The organism is Granulicella sp. L46 (assembly GCF_009765785.1).
In the GTDB taxonomy this organism is placed as follows: Bacteria; Acidobacteriota; Terriglobia; order Terriglobales; family Acidobacteriaceae; genus Granulicella.
In genome coordinates this window covers 384,503-401,196 of sequence record NZ_LMUT01000016.1, presented here as the reverse complement: position 1 = coordinate 401,196, position 16,694 = coordinate 384,503, and the positions used below count along the sequence as shown (strand labels likewise).

General features: G+C 56.1%; 11 protein-coding genes. 2 read left to right on the top strand and 9 right to left on the bottom strand.

Going from position 1 to position 16,694, the window contains the following annotated elements; genetic code table 11:
* The 5 genes from GSQ80_RS18635 to GSQ80_RS18615 form a co-directional block, all read right to left on the bottom strand.
* The gene (locus GSQ80_RS18635; protein ID WP_158789154.1) at positions 1-1,341 is read right to left on the bottom strand and encodes a lipopolysaccharide biosynthesis protein; all 1,341 of its coding nucleotides are present in this window, start codon (positions 1,339-1,341) and stop codon (positions 1-3) included.
* Positions 1,338-2,660, bottom strand: coding sequence for a Wzz/FepE/Etk N-terminal domain-containing protein (locus GSQ80_RS18630; protein ID WP_158789153.1), 1,323 nt, complete (start codon positions 2,658-2,660; stop codon positions 1,338-1,340). Before GSQ80_RS18630 ends, GSQ80_RS18635 begins: the two co-directional genes overlap by 4 nt.
* Positions 2,660-4,309 carry a capsule assembly Wzi family protein gene (locus GSQ80_RS18625; RefSeq protein ID WP_158789152.1) on the bottom strand — a complete coding sequence of 550 codons (1,650 nt, stop codon included), beginning with the start codon at positions 4,307-4,309 and terminating at the stop codon, positions 2,660-2,662. Before GSQ80_RS18625 ends, GSQ80_RS18630 begins: the two co-directional genes overlap by 1 nt.
* A gap of 48 nt (positions 4,310-4,357) precedes the next feature.
* Positions 4,358-7,105, bottom strand: a complete 2,748-nt coding sequence (locus GSQ80_RS18620; protein WP_254059761.1) for an SLBB domain-containing protein — start codon at positions 7,103-7,105, stop codon at positions 4,358-4,360.
* Positions 7,106-7,566: 461 nt separating this feature from the next.
* Positions 7,567-8,388: a class I SAM-dependent methyltransferase gene (locus GSQ80_RS18615; RefSeq protein WP_254059760.1), complete on the bottom strand. Its 822-nt coding sequence runs from the start codon at positions 8,386-8,388 to the stop codon at positions 7,567-7,569.
* Positions 8,389-8,874: 486 nt separating this feature from the next.
* On the opposite strand from GSQ80_RS18615, the gene GSQ80_RS18610 reads away from it, so the two are divergent.
* Together GSQ80_RS18610 and GSQ80_RS18605 are read left to right on the top strand one after the other, a co-directional pair.
* Positions 8,875-9,840 (top strand): hypothetical protein, encoded by a 966-nt coding sequence (locus tag GSQ80_RS18610; protein ID WP_158789150.1) that lies wholly within the window; start codon positions 8,875-8,877, stop codon positions 9,838-9,840.
* A gap of 2 nt (positions 9,841-9,842) precedes the next feature.
* Positions 9,843-10,145, top strand: a complete 303-nt coding sequence (locus GSQ80_RS18605) for a hypothetical protein (protein WP_158789149.1) — start codon at positions 9,843-9,845, stop codon at positions 10,143-10,145.
* 234 nt (positions 10,146-10,379) lie between these two features.
* Here the strand turns inward: GSQ80_RS18605 and GSQ80_RS18600 are convergent, their stop codons facing one another.
* The 4 genes from GSQ80_RS18600 to GSQ80_RS18585 all read right to left on the bottom strand — a co-directional run bounded on the left by GSQ80_RS18600 (position 10,380) and on the right by GSQ80_RS18585 (position 16,669).
* Entirely contained in the window at positions 10,380-12,140 is a 1,761-nt protein-coding gene (locus GSQ80_RS18600) for an ABC transporter ATP-binding protein (protein WP_158789148.1), read from the bottom strand.
* Positions 12,141-12,293: 153 nt separating this feature from the next.
* A complete protein-coding gene (locus GSQ80_RS18595; RefSeq protein WP_256369917.1) occupies positions 12,294-13,475 on the bottom strand; it encodes a nucleotidyltransferase family protein in 1,182 nt (393 codons plus the stop codon).
* A 174-nt stretch (positions 13,476-13,649) separates the two neighbouring features.
* Positions 13,650-15,416 carry a HEAT repeat domain-containing protein gene (locus GSQ80_RS18590; RefSeq protein ID WP_158789146.1) on the bottom strand — a complete coding sequence of 589 codons (1,767 nt, stop codon included), beginning with the start codon at positions 15,414-15,416 and terminating at the stop codon, positions 13,650-13,652.
* Positions 15,413-16,669, bottom strand: coding sequence for an MFS transporter (locus GSQ80_RS18585; RefSeq protein ID WP_254059758.1), 1,257 nt, complete (start codon positions 16,667-16,669; stop codon positions 15,413-15,415). Before GSQ80_RS18585 ends, GSQ80_RS18590 begins: the two co-directional genes overlap by 4 nt.
* Positions 16,670-16,694 lie beyond the last annotated feature (25 nt).

Here is a 16,694-nt window from a genome sequence, read left to right as displayed (position 1 = left end):
TCACGGTTGCGATCCCTCCTGAAGGTCCCCAGGAGCGGCCATGGCCCACGCAGAACTCATACCTTTTCTGGTATTCCCCAGTTCACGAACCAATGGCAGGTAAACAATCAAAGCGATCAATCCGTAGCACACGCGCGCTGCAGCCAATCCACGCAGGCCCGCGTGGTGCAAAAGATAGATCATGACCGGCAACATCGCCGCTCTTCCACCCAGACTGACCACGGCAACTGTCCGAAAGAGGCCAAGCGCCTGCATGGCATACGTCCCAGTGACACTTAATCCCATCAGCGCCGAGCCAAGCACAATTGGGACAAAGATTTCCTTCGCGCTGTTCGCCACTGCCGAACCTGCCCACAGTCGGATCAAGCGATTGCCACAGAGAATCAGCAGGCCTGCACCGCTAGCCACCAACAACGCATTTACAACGAATGCCTTGAGTAACGTTCGTTTCAGCGCTGCGTTTGGAAGCGTACCTACACGTCCGGAAAGATAAGGAAACAGGAAGTGAAGGCCGGAGGCAGTCAGGCCGAAGACAGGTTGCGCAAACTGAACGCATAACGCGTATGGGGCAACTGCAAGTGCTCCGAGGGAGACACCCAGGAGGATCCGGTCGAACTGCCCAAAGACGACGCCGCCGAGCGTCTGTAGCCACGGGAAGACGCCGAGCCCAACCAATGCCTTCGCCTCACGAAGGTGAAAGGTGGGCCACAGGACGACAGGCCCGAGAAGGGTGCGCAGTCCTCGAAACTGAAAGTAGGTACCCACAGCCAGAAAGACCGCCGTCGCCATGAGGATGCTCACTGTGCGGCATCCAACGAGCGCGAGTATCGCCGCAGAAGCGAGAGTCAGCAGACGGAGCGCTGCGCTGATCTGCACCGTGCCGCGATATCGCTCGAAGGCACGATGCGTGCTGACACCGACGCTTTCAACCGCGCGAACCAGGATCATCCCACCCGCCATCCGGACGCAGATCAGACACTCCCTTACTGGCGTGAGACTTGAGACCGCAATGTGGCGTGCCGCAAAGGGCGCTGCAATCCATACGGCTAATGCAATCGTGAAGCCGAGCACAAGGTTAATACCCATCATGCTGCGAACCGTCTGCACCACGGCAGGGATTTCTCCGTTGCTGCGAAGGCGCGCCACTCGCTGAATGTTGACATCGCAGAAGCCGGAGGCGATGATGCCGCCGGCGCTCACGACTGCCGTAGCGATCATCCAAAGGCCATACTCCGCTGCGCCGAGTTTGTGAAGAATAACAGGCGCCGCCATCAACATCCCGAAGGGATACGAGGTATAGTCCAGGACACCGTACACGGCATTGGTGAGGTGTCTTTTCATACCGCACGTCCCCTCCGCGCAAAGACGGTCGGGAAGCGTCTACGCAGTACCGACAGGACTTCTGACATCAACAGCTTCCGAGGATCGCGGGGATCGACGCTCGACCAGTGGTGCCGTACCAGAATCAGGGCCGATGCTCCACCGAATGAAATGAAGGTAAATAGAAGAGCGAGCAGAATACGAGGCGGGAAGGATTTCCGCTCAGGTACCCCCGGAGGGTCGATCACCTTGATAACAGGGGTGTCTTTCGCCTCGTTGATGCTGGCGATTTCATACTGTTGCGTGAGGAGTTCAAAGACCGCTTCCTGCACTCTCACACGGCGGTAGAGATCCGCGTAGGGAACAGCCAGACGAGGAAGCTGCCGCAAGGGCGGGTAGAGCTCCCCCTTTTCTTCGGGAGTAGATTTTGCATCACTGCCGTCAGCGACCTGTGGAATGAGAGGAGCCGATGAGCCAGCCATCTTGTCGAGATCGCGTTGGAGTGAGGCGATACGTGCCTCTGTCTCGCGCACACGCACATTGCCGTCTCCATAGATCTGGCGGAGCGATTGAAGGCCGGATTGCTCAACCAGAAGTTCCCCTTGCACACGTGCGCCCGTATCCACCATCGCTCGCGTCTGTTCCTTGATGTCGATGGTGCTGTTCTTGCTTGAAAATTCGCTGAGCTCCAGCTCTGTACGTTCAAGATCCGTTTGAACCTTGCGGAGCCGTTGTTCAATAAAGATACGTTCCTGGCGCGCTGCGGAGGTGCTGGTCCGCGTAACAAGCCGGTTCAACTCGTCGAGATATCCCTGGGCGAGATCGCGAGCCCGCACCGGATCATGATCCTCCACCTTGATTGTGATGACCCCACTCTTTTTGTCGTCGGTAATCTTCGTAACGCGGGCGAGATGCTTGGCCGTATCAACGTTGTAGCGTTTGTGATAGACGTGCTTGAGGTTAAATTGCTCGATAAGATGACCGCTCACTGTTCCACTCTGTAAGAGATCGATGAAGAGCGCCGTTGTGGCGTGCTCGCCTAGAATGCCACCTGCAAGGCTGCCGAGCGCACCTAAACCACCGCTCCGTCCTGCCAGTGCAGCCAGCAGCATCGCGCTGGAACCCTGCTGGTCAGGAGGCATGATGGTGGTCACCGCCGTGTACTGTTTCGGAATGGCGAACGCTACAGAGAGGCCCACGGCCAGAGAAATCGCCGCAACACGTGCGAGTATTCGCCGGTGCTGCCAAAGAAGGCTTGCCCGCGTCGCCCAGTGCGTGTTGTGTTCGGCCGCGAGCAACTCCGTCTCATCAACGGCGGGCACTGTGGCTGAGCTTGTCATTATTTCACCTTCCCAATGGGCATATAGGAGAGCTGAATGGTGAATTCATCGTTGCGTTTGGGCGTTGTTGAGAGCAAAGGAAATCGCCACCATTCTGCTTGATCTTCCAGCCTCAAGTACCACTCGTGATGAACCTGTAGATTGGCGGCCACACTGAAATCGTGTAACGCACCACCTTGCAGGAACTCGCGATTGACGGTCATGCCCCGGTAGCTGGCTTCGATCGACGACCGCGGCGAAAGATTCCACGTCGTCCATATTTGCTCACCGTCACCCTCCCTCCCAATCCAACTGCCTATGAGTTGTCGGTTGTTGGTGTATCCGCTCAAATAATGAACGTTGAAATAAAAGAAACCGGGAAAGGCAAGGTCTCGATGGGGCGATAGAAGACCTTCGGCGCGGACGGTCAAACGGGGCAGGCCTGGCACGCAGCGAAGAAAAAAGCCGGAGATCCACGCACTTTCCGTCGGATAGATAGGCGGGAACGGTTGGTCTTCAGAAAACCCATCGACATAACCGGTCAGACACTTGCGCAATCCTGGTATTCGATACGTCGCATCGACGGCGACGCGCCGGTCCCCGGGATCGTTTTGTTCATTTCCCCCGGACACTGAAAAGATGCTGCGCAGAAAGGTGTGGGTCGTGAACGGCGCGCCTTCGCCAGCAAAGAGCACCGTACGCGAGACACTGAACTCAAAGTTCTCCGTGGGCTGGAAGGCGAGCTTTTCCCCATGAATGAAAGGTTGATCTCCTAACGCAAAGCCGGGGCGCCCAATAATACTGTCGTCCGCCTGCACGAATTGCGCACCCGATAGCCGCCCCAGAAGAAATTGCATGCGCATCGGACCCAGGAGCTTCAGGAAACCCGGGAGGATCAGAGGGTTCACCCTATCGTAGCGGAGCATCGTCACCGGTTCTGCATTATTGCTGAAGAGGGTCGCTCCGCTCCGTGCCGGTCCCCACCACAGCGTCTGCTTGCCGAAGGTGAATTGGTTATTCGAAAAGGTATAGGAGACATACGCGTCCAACAACCGTCCACGCGTAAAGCCAGAAGGAGGACCAAGAGCTCCTTCAGAGGTGAAGTCGGCTGCAGCGATCGCCTGCTGGACCGTCGCATCCGGTGCGGCATCGAATGGGACACGTTGAACTTCCGCGCTGACATACGCGGCGAAGGACCCAGCCGCAGCGTGAAAGGAGACTCCCGTATAGTTATTTTCTCCCTGGCCGAACGGGCGCCCGTAATCATCGACGATGGTTTCGGCAAAATGATAACCATCCGTGAGCGGGCTTCCCACAATTGTTGTACTCCGCGCATAAACAGACTCGAGACGGAGGTCACTGTTGCGCATTCCATCTACCCGCAGCCGTTCTACGGCAAATTCTTCTCTAAGACTGCGCAGGAGCGTAGCAGCATCCGCTGGCGGCTTTTGATCAAGCGCGAGGCGTCTCTCCGCTTCCTCGACCAAGCGAAGGCAGGCGATGCGCGTCCACGGACGAAGACTGAAAATAGCGCTCGGAGCGAAGCCCTCGGCTGCGAGACGATCGAGAGCGGGATAAACCCAACTCTCCACTGGCACGTATGTCGATGCCATGTCCGCCGAGTTGCGCGTATTGAATGGGTAGCTAGCTTGAGTCATCGTCGTGGGCATCAGACATACGAGGAAAAACGTTATGGAACGTGGCGAGACCATCGCTTACTAGAGGTTCGCCACAGCTGCAGTAATAGCAATCGATGAGGCCAGCTGTGCGGCCGTTAGTAGATTTCGCCAAAAGAGCGAAGCGCCGATCACCTTCTGAGGCACGACTACAACGTCGCCGGGATCAAGCTTCGTGGAAAGCACGCTTTCACCTCCTGAGTGACGTCCAACCACCGATCCGTTCGCGCGGATTACAAAGATGCTTTTACGGTTCGCAGCATCACTAGTCCCGCCGGCGTGCTGGAGATACCACTTTGCGGTCTTGCCCTCGGTGAAGGTAAGTGCGGTGACGTTATAGACCTGGCCGGTTATGAGAACAAAGCTCGGCCGCTTCGGAATAGTCAACTCATCTCCTCGACGCAATTCGATGTCTGCAGCTGTATTGGCCCAGCTATCAATGTCAGCGGTTATGTTGACGACCTGGCGGCCGCTCGACGGCTGGCTCTTCAGTTGCGATAAAACCTGGTCTTGCTGCGCCTGGATGAGCTTAAGTGTTGTTCCGGAATCCCCCGATCCCAGGTTTGGCGAAAGGCGCGCGGAGGCCGAACTGGTCTCTATCTGACGAATGAGCTCTTGCTTGCTCTTCTCTTCCAGTTGGCGCACCTGTTCCCGGACCAGCACCGCTCCAGTGGGATAGGCCGTATCGCGGAACCCTCCAGCCCGCCGAAGAACGGAACTAAGCCGCTCTCCTTCTTGAAACCCGTACGTCCCTGGAAATCTCACTTGTCCGACGATCGTTACCGATTCGCCAATCTCGTTCCAACCGGTGATCTGATGAATCGTTAATATGTCTCCAGGCTTGAGCGAAACATCCGCGCCTGGACTGCTTCCACTGACTGCTGCTCCAATTGGAACCGTCGCGAGTCTTCCGTCGATTCGGTTTCCGTCGACTATTCCGTAGCTCGTCAAATCGGCGCTAGTCAGAAGCGCATCACGCTTGAAACCGCCAGCCATGCGGACAAGCTGAGCGACCGTCATGTCCTTCGACAGCGGATAGGTCCCCGGCCTGAGCACCTCGCCCTGGATGCTGACCTTCGGCGCGTCAATCTGATAGCGACCAAAAATGCGAACGGTATCGTACGGTTGAAGATCTAGATTTGCATTACCGATGAGTACGTCGGGCACATCGAATTCAATGGTTTCGGCATGGAGATCTGGGGGAACAAGCCGAACGACTTCACCATGCGCGGCCGGCTCCGGTAGCATGTCGCGATAGCTGTGAAGCACATCGCTGAGGCGCATGCCGTCGGTGTAAGGTAAGCGGCCAGGACGGGCCACATGACCCTCCAGATAAATCGCTCGCTGACTGTACGGCAAGATGAGGCCGATGCGAATGCGATCACCGTCTTTCAGCTGGTAGGTTGCAACGGCATCGCCTCCGGTTGGAGAACTTCCATCGTCAGCGCCCTTCAACGTTATCGTCTCGCGTTGATGGTTGCTGTCTATGCGATCGATTCTGATATGGCCGAGCGAGGCCGAAGCAGTGACACCGCCGGCATCGCTGATCAAGGAACCAAGCGTTGCGTCACCAGACTTAACCTCGTAGATCGCAGGCCGCTTTACCGCACCGGAGATCGCCACCTGCGGGCCGGCCGGCGGCACGAGCAAAGTATCCCCACTTTCGAAGTGAGCGCTTCCGTTGCGGACACCGTGCAGCAGAAAGTCATACAAATCGACATCTTCGATCAGCTGTTGCCCCCGATAATGGCGTGCGACGCGGAGAGAACCCACGGATGTCGGTCCGCCAGCCGCATAAAGCGCACTCAATGGCGTTGCGAGTGAACTGATGTCATAGCCGCCGGGGCGTTGCACATCGCCGACAACATAGACGCGCACCGACCGCAAACGCGAGACTGTGACGGTCGCCTGTACATCTCGATACTGCCGTTTGAGCGCTTCCTCAATTAAGCTTTCTGCTCGTTGCAACGGGAGCCCGGCAACATCAAGGGATCCGGCATCGGGCAACAGAATGCGGCCATCCCGATCGACGACGCGGCTAATGCTCTGGGTCATCCCACCCCACATGTTGATCGTGAGGGTGTCCCCTGACCCGATAACATAGTCTGGGCCCAACGGCACATCGAGTGGAGTGTCGCGACCCGCACCTCCACGCGCCATCGCGGACATATTCCGGTTCACGAAGACCTCGGAACCGAACCGCTTCAACGAAGCCGACTGTTCAGGAATCTGCGTGTACAGATCCCGCATCGATTGAAGGTTGTAAGGTGTCGGCCGCCGAAGAACCTTCGGCACGTCAGTAGACGCATTCCCCGCCACACGTCCCCGCCTTTCCTCGCTAACCGTTGTGTTCCCCACAGAGTTCATGGATTGAATCGATGTCACGGCATTATCCGTTTGATCCGTCGGTGATGTCCCGGAATCAAGGCCAGAAGCCGCGGCAAGTCTGGCCGCGTCAGTCCCCCCGGACGAGTGCTGCCCGGGGAATGGCTCGCCATCCACGCTTCCATCGCTCACGTTTGCGCTCGTCGTAGGAAGATCGTTGGAGGATACATACCCACGCGCTCGCAAGAATGTTGTGATGTTTGTGCGCAAATCGGCATTCGTCGCAATCTGGTCATAGAGCATCTGGTCCGTAATGTTATTTGCGTCGACTTCCGTTCCCTGTTGTTGGAGACGATCAGCGACCTGAGACTTCAACTCAACGACGAGGTCCGGATTCTGCTGGAGGATATGAATAATCTGGTCGGAAGAAAGAGAGAGCGGAATTCCCCCGTTACCTGAAGTCATCGAGGAATTGCGATCCTGGTCGGTATCCGAAGATGCTCCGGAATCTGAAGGTGACAAGCCTGACAAAATTCCTGTCGAATCCGACGAGGTATCCCCTGTTCCAGTCTGCGCTGTACCTTGCGACGGAGCTGCGCCAGTCGGGATCTGACCATGCGCTCGTGCTGCAGGAAGGCACGTACATATTGTCAGCACCACCGCAATCAACACCGCCCAGAGCAGTCGATCGCAAATGGGTAACGTCTGCGAAGGATGACATTTCGCGGCACGGAAATAACGGGAGATGTTGGAGGAGTCAGGCATTGGGCTTCTCTCTTCACTCTCACCGTAAATAACCGAGACAGTCCGGGTGTCATGCGTCGGTCAACGAATTGTCATTGTCTTGTTAGAGTGCCGGAGAGGAAGGCTTTGTAGCGTCCAGGTGATCCCGACACACAAGGAAACCCCAGGCAGCACTGAGCAAACTAACGGACATCTCTATAAGTACGCAAAGGACGAGGCGTCTTTGTAACGGAATATTGCTTTCCGATGTATCCCGTCGTCGGCGCGTGCTGCACATATCTCAGGCTTCCATTGAAGTTCTTTGCCGCGGTATTCGTGAGCTGAATATCTACCACCGCGGCGGCGCCTAGGGCTTGGCGGACGATGGCTTCGGACATGCAATGCATCTTCATGTCCGCAGAACCAATCTTCAACAAGTTCTTGATCCTCGAGCGAATTCGTACCTGTTGACGAACCCTGAATAATAGCGACCTGGTATCATTGACGGCAAAAGAATCCTGCACGCCGAATACCAATACGCCATCGGGAGCAAGTACTCTTACAAATTCCCTTAAATACTCTGCAGCGAGGCGGCGCGGCAAATGCTGGAGAACAATGTTGCTATATATGAACGAAAAATTGCCATCGGCAAAGGGCAATTTCGTATCCGAGTTCGTAACGTATCGGCAGTGTGTGTGTTGATTGAGCAGCACGGCCCTTTGAATCATCTCCCCGGAAACATCAACACCGATACAAGAAGCAAACCGGCAGGCAATTGCCTGGGTCAGACGGCCGACCCCACACCCGAAGTCCAGAGCGACGCCGTTCGTCATCGGAGGACAGCCGATTCTCGCCAGGTGATCCATGACAGTTTGAATCTCGGCCTCGCCCGTCGCCATGAACTCGTCGATATCCCATCTACCGTTGACCTTGCTGGCATCGGTGAGAATGGCCCATAGGGCATCCCTTTCCGCAAGCGAATCCCAGTCGCGCATGGTCTCGTTCAGATCAGTACTAATCCCCATGGCGATTGTCCTTCAACATTTCCCTCACGGTCCACACTCGGTCTCAAATCGTTCCTGAAAGACTGTCATCTATTCGGAACTACGCTGAAGCGCACACCCTAGAATCCGGCGACGTGGCGATTCGAATTCCAAGTCGCTGCTACACGAAAAGCGATAGTGGCAACTTTAGTCGGCCTTCAATCACTGAGTTGTCACGTCAGCGTAAAGCGATTGTCACTGTCTTGTTGCTGCGGTCTCTCGGATTTATTTATGAATGAGCCGCCCATCATTTGTCCTCTTTCGAGGCCGCACCAAGCATAAGTTACCCACTTTAACTGAATGACAATCAATTGACACAACGCAGACTAGCGGGAGACACCCTAACCGAGGCGAATAGTTACTGTCGTGGATATGCCAGGATCACGACTCCAATTCCTCCTTTCACTATTTTCAAGGTCAAGAACGCTTTTCATCCTAACTTTGGTAGTGTTCTGTTCCTTTCGTTCGATGGCCGCCCAGAACACTCCTCTGCTCTCCGGCGGTATCGGATTCTTCTCGGCTACGACCGCAGGGCAAACAACATACCTTCCTATATTCGAGCCCCTGCTCGCCGCGCCCATTGGTCCGCGACTGCTTATAGAGTCCCGGGCGGTCCTGCTTGAATCCTTCGCACCAAACGGCAACGGTCTTCCGGGCTACAACCACTCCCATTTCATCGGTCTTACTTATCTCCAGGGCGACTATACCCTTTCACCCCACATCACAGTTGTGGGCGGTAGCTACCTAATCCCGTTCAACACCTACAACGATCGGCTCTCGCCAATCTGGATCGGGAATTTTCAACAGGGGCCTCTGATTGCGAACCTCGGCACAGAGAGTACCGGCACAGGTACCGGCGGAATGCTGAGCGGCTCCGCGATCTCACGCAGCAAATACTCTCTAAGTTACAACGCCTATTTTTCAAGCCGCGTAACTAATTCATACTTCCAGGCTAAGCGGTCCACGGGCGGCCGCGTCAGCCTTTTCATCCCCAACCACGGCCTCGAGGTTGGACTATCTTATAACCGACTGCTGCAGGGAGTTCAGGAGAATTTCTATGGAGCTCATGTGTGGTGGGAACCCGTGAACTCCGGATTCCAGCTTCGATCGGAGTTCGCTCGTGGACACCACGCACAAGGATATTGGGTTGAAACCGCGTACCGGACCCAGGCGTTCGGTGGGTTCGATAGCCTCATCGGGCGCATTGAACCTCTCTTTCGTATGCAGCAGACCTTCCGCCGGGACGACGTCGTGAGCGATGGACTCCCGCCGGTGAATACGCAGATCGCTGACTTCGGTCTGGACTATAACCTCCCCCACAACACGCGAATTCTCACCAGCTACTCTCGAGAGTTCGCCTCTACCGGCAATTACAACATCTGGCAGACGGGGATTGTCTACCGGTTTCTCACCCCGGCCTGGAAAGGAAAATGATCATGAATTCACAACGTAACCTCCTTTTCTTCGTACTGCTCAGCTCATCGGTTGCTCTCGCGCAGACGGCGACGCAGGCTCGACCACCCAGCACGCAACCAGACAAAGGCCATCCCGCCGTTCATGTCGAGCAAAAACATGAGGACGCAGGATCCCGCATCTTCCAGCAGAACTGCTCGCGTTGCCATAACACGCCAGAGGGATTTTCGCCCAGAATCTCTGGCACCGTCGTTCGCCACATGCGCGTAAGGGCCTCCCTCAGCATGCGCGACGAAGCCGAGTTGCTGCGCTTCCTCAACCCATAACCAAGCCTTGTCTTCGGCGGACACTAAGCCCTGTTGAGTTGCAATCAACAGGGCTTCTTTGTGCTTCGCAACGCCCACCTGCATGCTCAAGGAGAGTCCTCGCGTCGAGCCTGGCATCAGGGTCCACAGTCCAGGAAACTCTTGGCCTTCAACGGCTTCGGTGTAATTATCGCGGACGGCGGCCAACCCATTTATGCATTCGCCGACACAAGTAACAGCGCGCCTTCAGTCGATTCACAGCGCCAGGGCGACCGTTTCGATCTCAAACAATGAATGCGCCCGGATCGACTCTTCGGTTAGGCAGCCATGCTCAAGTCGAAACACCCGTTGAGCGAAATCACAACTTGGTGCACGATGCGTCACAAGCAGGATCGCTACGCCTGAAGCGCGCAAATTCGCGAGCACCTTTGACTCAGTCTTTTCATCCAAGGCCGATGTCGCCTCATCCAACAAGAGCAGGCTCGCGCCACCCACGATCGCCCGTGCGAGTCCCAACCTCTGACGTTGGCCACCTGAAAAAAGGATGCCATTGTCCCCGACTTCTGTATCCAGTCCAAATGGCTGCGCTGCCACAAATTCTTCCAGGTTGGCGGTAGCTAACGCATTCATGAGTTCTGCATCGCTCCTGACATCGCGTCCAAAAATCAAATTATTGCGTATCGAATCATCAAGCAAAATTACATCTTGCGGCACGTAAGCGACCGCCGTGCGATCAATACGTATCGCGCCAGAATCAGGATGTAAAACGCCTGCAAGGATACTCAAAAGCGAACTCTTTCCGCTTCCCGAGGTCCCCTGCAATAGCACCGTCTCGCCTCGCCGCAGGCATAGGCTCACACTCCGAAGGAGTGGCACTCCTTCGTGAAACGAAAAACTCACCTGCTCGAGTTCGGCAAGTACGTCGCCATTTGTCCTTTGAGCATCGGGTCGCGCTGTGCGGTGTATAGAGCATTCGTTCAGCTCCCCTGCGATAATCTGAACGTTCTTGTATGAACTCTCCATTTGACCCGCCATGAACGATATCTGGCTTATCAGGGGGAGCAGACGCCTCGAGAGTACAAAATAAAACATAAGAAGAGACAGTAGTTGACGCACATCTCCGTGACGAAGTTCTACAGCGATCACCACACACAGAAAGAGCAGCACCACTCCCTGGTCGGTGATGATACGTGCGACCTGGGGAAGAAAGGCTACGTTCTGATGGCTTATTGCTGCGGTTCGCGCCTGCGAGGCGATGCGCTTGGAAAAGAAATCCTCCACCCCATAGCTACGCAGCTCCTTTGCCGACGAAAACATGTCCGCCAGGCTCCGTTGAAGGGTGCGCAGCGCTTCTTCGCGTTCAGTTGCGGACCGTTGCAACTTTCTACGAATTAGAAATCGATGCACACCATAAAGCATTCCTGTCGTTAGACCAAGTCCACAGGCGGCTGAAGGACTTTGATATATGAGAGCCATCGTCATGCACGCGATGACGATAGAGCTGGCTGCTATCTCGATACCAAGATGGTAGAAATTGGAAGCTTCACGAGCCGTATGCATTGCATGGTTGAGAAGCTCGCTTCGATTTCGCTGGGCGAACTGCACCCACTGCATATCGTTATAGCCATGTGTCAGCCGCAGAAGAATATCGGTATAGATCTTTTGAATATGGCCTACAACAGAGCGTGTCGACGCGAGATCCAACAAAACTCTTAGGAGGAGGAGGGTTGCCGTGAGGAATGCTGCCGATAGAGTGGACTTCGGGGTCCACCACCCATGGTGTACAGGCGATGCGCCCTGCAACAATAGGAAAAGAAGATACATCGCACCCGCGAGCAACAGGTCGCAAAAACCTACAATTACTCTCTCTGCGATCAACAAAGGAAAAGTTAAACGTTCCTGCTTTCCCACAAGAGAAAGCGCTAACTTCAAACGCTCACCAATCGTAGGGCGCCAGCCAACGGACCGTTCTCCATCCAATGGATCCTTAGAACGTGCACGCGGCTGGGTTTCCATCACGATGAATCTACCAATCTTCCGCGGTCAAGTTGTCAGGTAGCTGTCGCCGAATTGTTAACGAATTGTAACCAGCGTGCACGGTGCCTGCGTCTGTCCATAGGGAGCTAAAATCCCGCGGTGGCCCAGACCGTGCACTCCCCTACATTCCATCTACCGATCACGCGCGTTTACATATTGCCGCCAGCGGTTAGACTCCCATAGATAGCGCAATCCCTCCACAAGATGAAACCGTAGTCGAAACAACGTGAAATCTGCTTGCCTGCGATACCGGACGAGACGCGCCGACAAACTCTCATTCGCCGAGGCTTGAGCGATAGCCGGCGGTAAGCGGGTGGGCAACAACGCATGGCTTAGTGACCGTTTTGCCGACAGGCCTGCACGTTCTAACTCCCGCTGAAGCACGAGATAAAGTTTGCTTCCGGGATGGCTGGCAAAGACCGACTGATGGCCATATCTTTCGACCCATAACCGGATCCGAATTGGTAGCGGGTCGCTTGTCCAACAGGTAAGCTCCTCCGGGGCAAAATCGCCCATCGTACGCGAGATCAAGAGTGTAATCACGCCCAGTCCTACGGTTGCCCGCAAGTTGCCTTCGGCAAGCGTCCGTAGCTCCTGCCAAAAAGCTGTGTCGTGATATCGCGTCAGAACGTGTCGGCGAAACTCGATCAGGTGGGCCGCACGCCAGAACTCTCCGCACACGTGCTTATAAAGATGCAGCCCCTGCCCCAGGAACAGGTCAACCGGGTGAAGAACCGGCATGTAGACGCCATGAAAACAGAGCTTCTCAGTGCGGACCAACAGTGAGTCCGACCCTCGATCATTCGTCTCCAGATGCAGCTCCACGCTGCGATGAAGTGTGGGCTTGTAGAGGTTTTTCAGCGAAGCCCTGCCGGGTGTACCCGCCTTGAACTCCCAGCTCCTGCCGCAGATGGCTTTTAGGCGAAAGCCTCTCGCCTCGAGAATCCTCCGCGCCTCAGGCGCGCTCCCCGCCGGGATCAGAAAGTCCAGATCCAGTTGCGAGCGCAGCTCAGGTTTAGGCACGGAGACTGGCCACAATGAGAATCCCTTTAGCACTGCATAGGAGAGACCGGCTTTTTGCAGACTGAGATGAATTGCGGTCGATTCCGCGATCATGCTGCTAGTGCGCTCAGTGCTGTCCACTAGATTCTGCTGCAAACGCGCCAACACCGCTGGTGGAAGCATCTCGCACCGTCCCAATTGCGTGACGCGGTCAAGGAAATACAGAGCCAATCCGCTAGTATCCAGCCACGTTAGCAGCGGTTGCCATCTCCTGCTGGGAAGTTTCTGCAGCCTCTCACACTCCGCAGGCATAGGGTCGCAAAAGGTCAACAAGATGGCCTCGCGAAGTTGCTGCACCCTGCTAAGAGAATAGTTCTTCGTGTTTGTATGAGAGCGCTGCATAGGCCCAACCTCGATTTTTGTGCAGCGTTTGAACGAAGTTGTCAAGACGGTGTCAGCGGATTGCCACGATGTTGTCGGGCGCGTCTATTCCTTAGATCGAAGACTCTCGATCTTTTCGATGGCCCACGACACCAGGTCAGCATCCGGCTCATCCGTTTTCAGCATCGTCCGCAATATCTCCAACGATTCTGTATCCCCCTGCCAGGCGACAATCCGAATCGCTCGCTCTCGAACTGAGGGCTTCTCGCTTCCGAGGGCCTTCCTCACGTCCGGCAGCACGGCTGGACCTGCCTGCACGAGAATCCACTCCGTGCGATCCGCCATCTGGCTGTCGCTCGATCCCAGCGCCTCGACGGCCGGCTGCGCATCGGCTCCAATCCTGTCCCACAGCTTAAATCCCGCCACCATGCTGTCAAACTGTGTGAATCCCTCACCCGGTTCGAACGCTAATTCCTCCAGCGCTTGGGTGGCTCCCGGCCCTTCCAACATGGAGAGCGCTTGCAGCATCTTCATCTGGCTGCGGAAACGGCCCGAAATCTCATCGATCTCTGGCTGCGTCAGCTCTGGCTTGCCGCGCCGCGCATAGTCCTCTCCCAGCTTCAACGAGGCCTTCATCTCCAACCGCATCTGCACTGGAATCGCCTTGACCGCAATTTCAGGCTGGTGCCGTGCCAACGCCAGTGCCGCCGCCCCGCGCACCGCCGCAGTCTCATTCGATAACAACGGCAACAGCGCCGCAGTAGGGACATCGCCCGGAGCACGCGACAGTGCCATCAACGCCTCCTGCAGCACGCGCGGATCCTTGTCCTGCAACAGCGCCAATAACATACTGGCAGGGGCGTGGAGAATCCCCAGGGCCCATGCCGCATTGGCCCGCACATCCTGATGTTCCGACTGCAGTGCCTCGGCAAACACCGACAGAGGTGGCTGTGGCCGCGCCGTTACGAGCGCTAGAGCCGCCGCACGCGAAACATTATCGTCGGCATCCAGCATCCAGCCGGCAAACTTCTCCTGCAGAGGAAACCCACGATACCTCGACAGCGCCAGAATGGCTTTCGCTCGCGAAGGATTTTGTCCGGAGCTGGCATCGACCCCTAATTCATGGATCTTCCGCTCGACCGGACGCCCCACCGCATCGGCACCCAGACGCGGATAGTCCACGTTGATTCCATCCACACCCGCAGCCACGGCGGCCTTCATAGCGGCCAGATCCAACTGATGTTCATTGGCGGAAAAATTCGCTACGACAGCTTTGCCCTCGTGGTGATATGCCTTTACCTGTTCAGCCGTCACTCCAGGCTGGACCCACGCCGTCCCGGTGCCTGCGTCGGTTGCCGCTGGATAAAGTTGCTTTACATCCGACCACTCGCCATTGAACTGAACACGCTCAAGCATACCCTCGCGCTGCAGTAGCTCCAGTACATCCGCGCCCATGCCCTTCGTCTTCATATCTACAACCAGCCGGATATCCATCTTGCGGGCCAGCCTCAGAGCATCTTCAAATCTGGCGACTCGCATCCTGGCAAACCGGTCGCCCATCCATCCGCCAAAATCGCGCAGCTCCAGATCGCCGGAATAAGTCGTCTCCGCTTCTCCGATGCCATCCGTCAGCCGTTCCAGAACGCCGTCATGGTTTAGTACCAGCTCCCCATCCAGCGTGCGCCGCACGTCGAGCTCCACCACGTTGCAGCCCAGCAAAGCCGCCTGTTCCAGCGACTCCAGCGTGTTCTCCGGAACATCCTGATTCGCAGTCCGATGACACAGGAGCTGCACCCCTCCCGGCTGCAATGCCCTGGCCTTTGAAACACTAGCAAACGTCATAACAAGAAGCACCACGCAGACTCGTTTCATCCCTCGACCTCGATCTCTCTAAGCGAGCCGACTTTGGTCTTTGGCTGCATCGGCACGCCGCGGTCCATAGACCCCACCAGCAACCAGAACAGCATCGCCACCACAAAGGCCATTGCCGCAATGCCCATCAACACATGCGGATATCCAAATCGAACGAACAAAATCCCCGCTCCCGCCGTCGCTCCCGATGCAACCACCGCATTGCAGAACAATGCACCCGAAGCCGCAGTGCTACGTTCTTCGTCCGGCACCCTGCTCATCAGAAGGTTGTACAGTCCTGGAGCGCTCATCCACTGCAATCCAGAGAAGCCGAGGTAAAGGCCTACTGCCACCTGCGGATTGTGCGTCGCGGCCAGGCATCCCAAGCTCACAGCCGTAGCGACCTGGGTCACAACGATCCCAGGAATCATGCCTAGACGCCGAAACAACACAGGCGTCAGCAGTCCAACACAAAATTGCACAACTTGGGCCAGGGAAAAAATAAGCCCGATGTGCGACATAGGAACGTGCAAGTTCTTCGACAGGTAGACATTGGCAAACGGCGTGAACGCCGCTATCACGGCTGCCCATAATGCCATTGCCGGCAGATAGCGTAGGAGGAAGGGATGTGGCATCCAGTTTTTTCGTTGACTCTCCTGCGGCGTTTGCTCCTCCTGCAGAGGCGCAGGCATCTTCAGACGCAGCACCGCCGCTAACCCCATCGCTGCAATGCCGCAGGCACTCAGCAGAATGATCTTCTTCACCTCGACTGGCTGCAGCACGAATCCGGCCATCTTTAGCCACTGCTGCAGGTATCCGCACACAATACCGCCAAGCGTGGCAGTACCAATGCTCACGGAGAAGATCAGGCTGAAGGCCGAGGCGCGATTTTCTTCGGTCGTAAGCCGCGCCAGCGCCGGAAGAAAACATACGCCCCATTGGCACATGGCTAATCCGCTCAGAAATGCCAGAATAAGCTGTGCGTTCTCCCACACGATCACCACCCGCAAAGCACAGAGCACCGTGGAAGCGATAAAACAGACGATCATGAGCGGGCGGATCCCGAACTTCCGTCCCAGCAGACCCGCAGGAAGCGTCCCCACCACGGAACCCAGCGTCATCGCCCCACCGATCAACCCCATCATCCGTTCGTTGAAGTGAAGGTCCAGTAGGTAAAGATTAAAGAGAAAGACATAGATCGCAAACCCAAAATCGAAAAAGAATGCGGCCGTGAAAAATATCCAAAAACCACGGCTCAGATTCTTCTCCTGCAACCACGCTCCAGGGCTCTTCCAGATA

Excerpts from the sequence above, each read along its gene's own strand:
- GSQ80_RS18635 (WP_158789154.1), bottom strand. The coding sequence starts at position 1,341 with ATGAAAAGACACCTCACCAATGCCGTGTACGGTGTCCTGGACTATACC.
- GSQ80_RS18630 (WP_158789153.1), bottom strand. The coding sequence starts at position 2,660 with ATGACAAGCTCAGCCACAGTGCCCGCCGTTGATGAGACGGAGTTGCTC.
- GSQ80_RS18625 (WP_158789152.1), bottom strand. The coding sequence starts at position 4,309 with ATGCCCACGACGATGACTCAAGCTAGCTACCCATTCAATACGCGCAAC.
- GSQ80_RS18620 (WP_254059761.1), bottom strand. The coding sequence starts at position 7,105 with ATGACTTCAGGTAACGGGGGAATTCCGCTCTCTCTTTCTTCCGACCAG.
- GSQ80_RS18615 (WP_254059760.1), bottom strand. The coding sequence starts at position 8,388 with ATGGGGATTAGTACTGATCTGAACGAGACCATGCGCGACTGGGATTCG.
- GSQ80_RS18610 (WP_158789150.1), top strand. The coding sequence starts at position 8,875 with ATGGCCGCCCAGAACACTCCTCTGCTCTCCGGCGGTATCGGATTCTTC.
- GSQ80_RS18605 (WP_158789149.1), top strand. The coding sequence starts at position 9,843 with ATGAATTCACAACGTAACCTCCTTTTCTTCGTACTGCTCAGCTCATCG.
- GSQ80_RS18600 (WP_158789148.1), bottom strand. The coding sequence starts at position 12,140 with ATGGAAACCCAGCCGCGTGCACGTTCTAAGGATCCATTGGATGGAGAA.
- GSQ80_RS18595 (WP_256369917.1), bottom strand. The coding sequence starts at position 13,475 with ATGCCTGCGGAGTGTGAGAGGCTGCAGAAACTTCCCAGCAGGAGATGG.
- GSQ80_RS18590 (WP_158789146.1), bottom strand. The coding sequence starts at position 15,416 with ATGAAACGAGTCTGCGTGGTGCTTCTTGTTATGACGTTTGCTAGTGTT.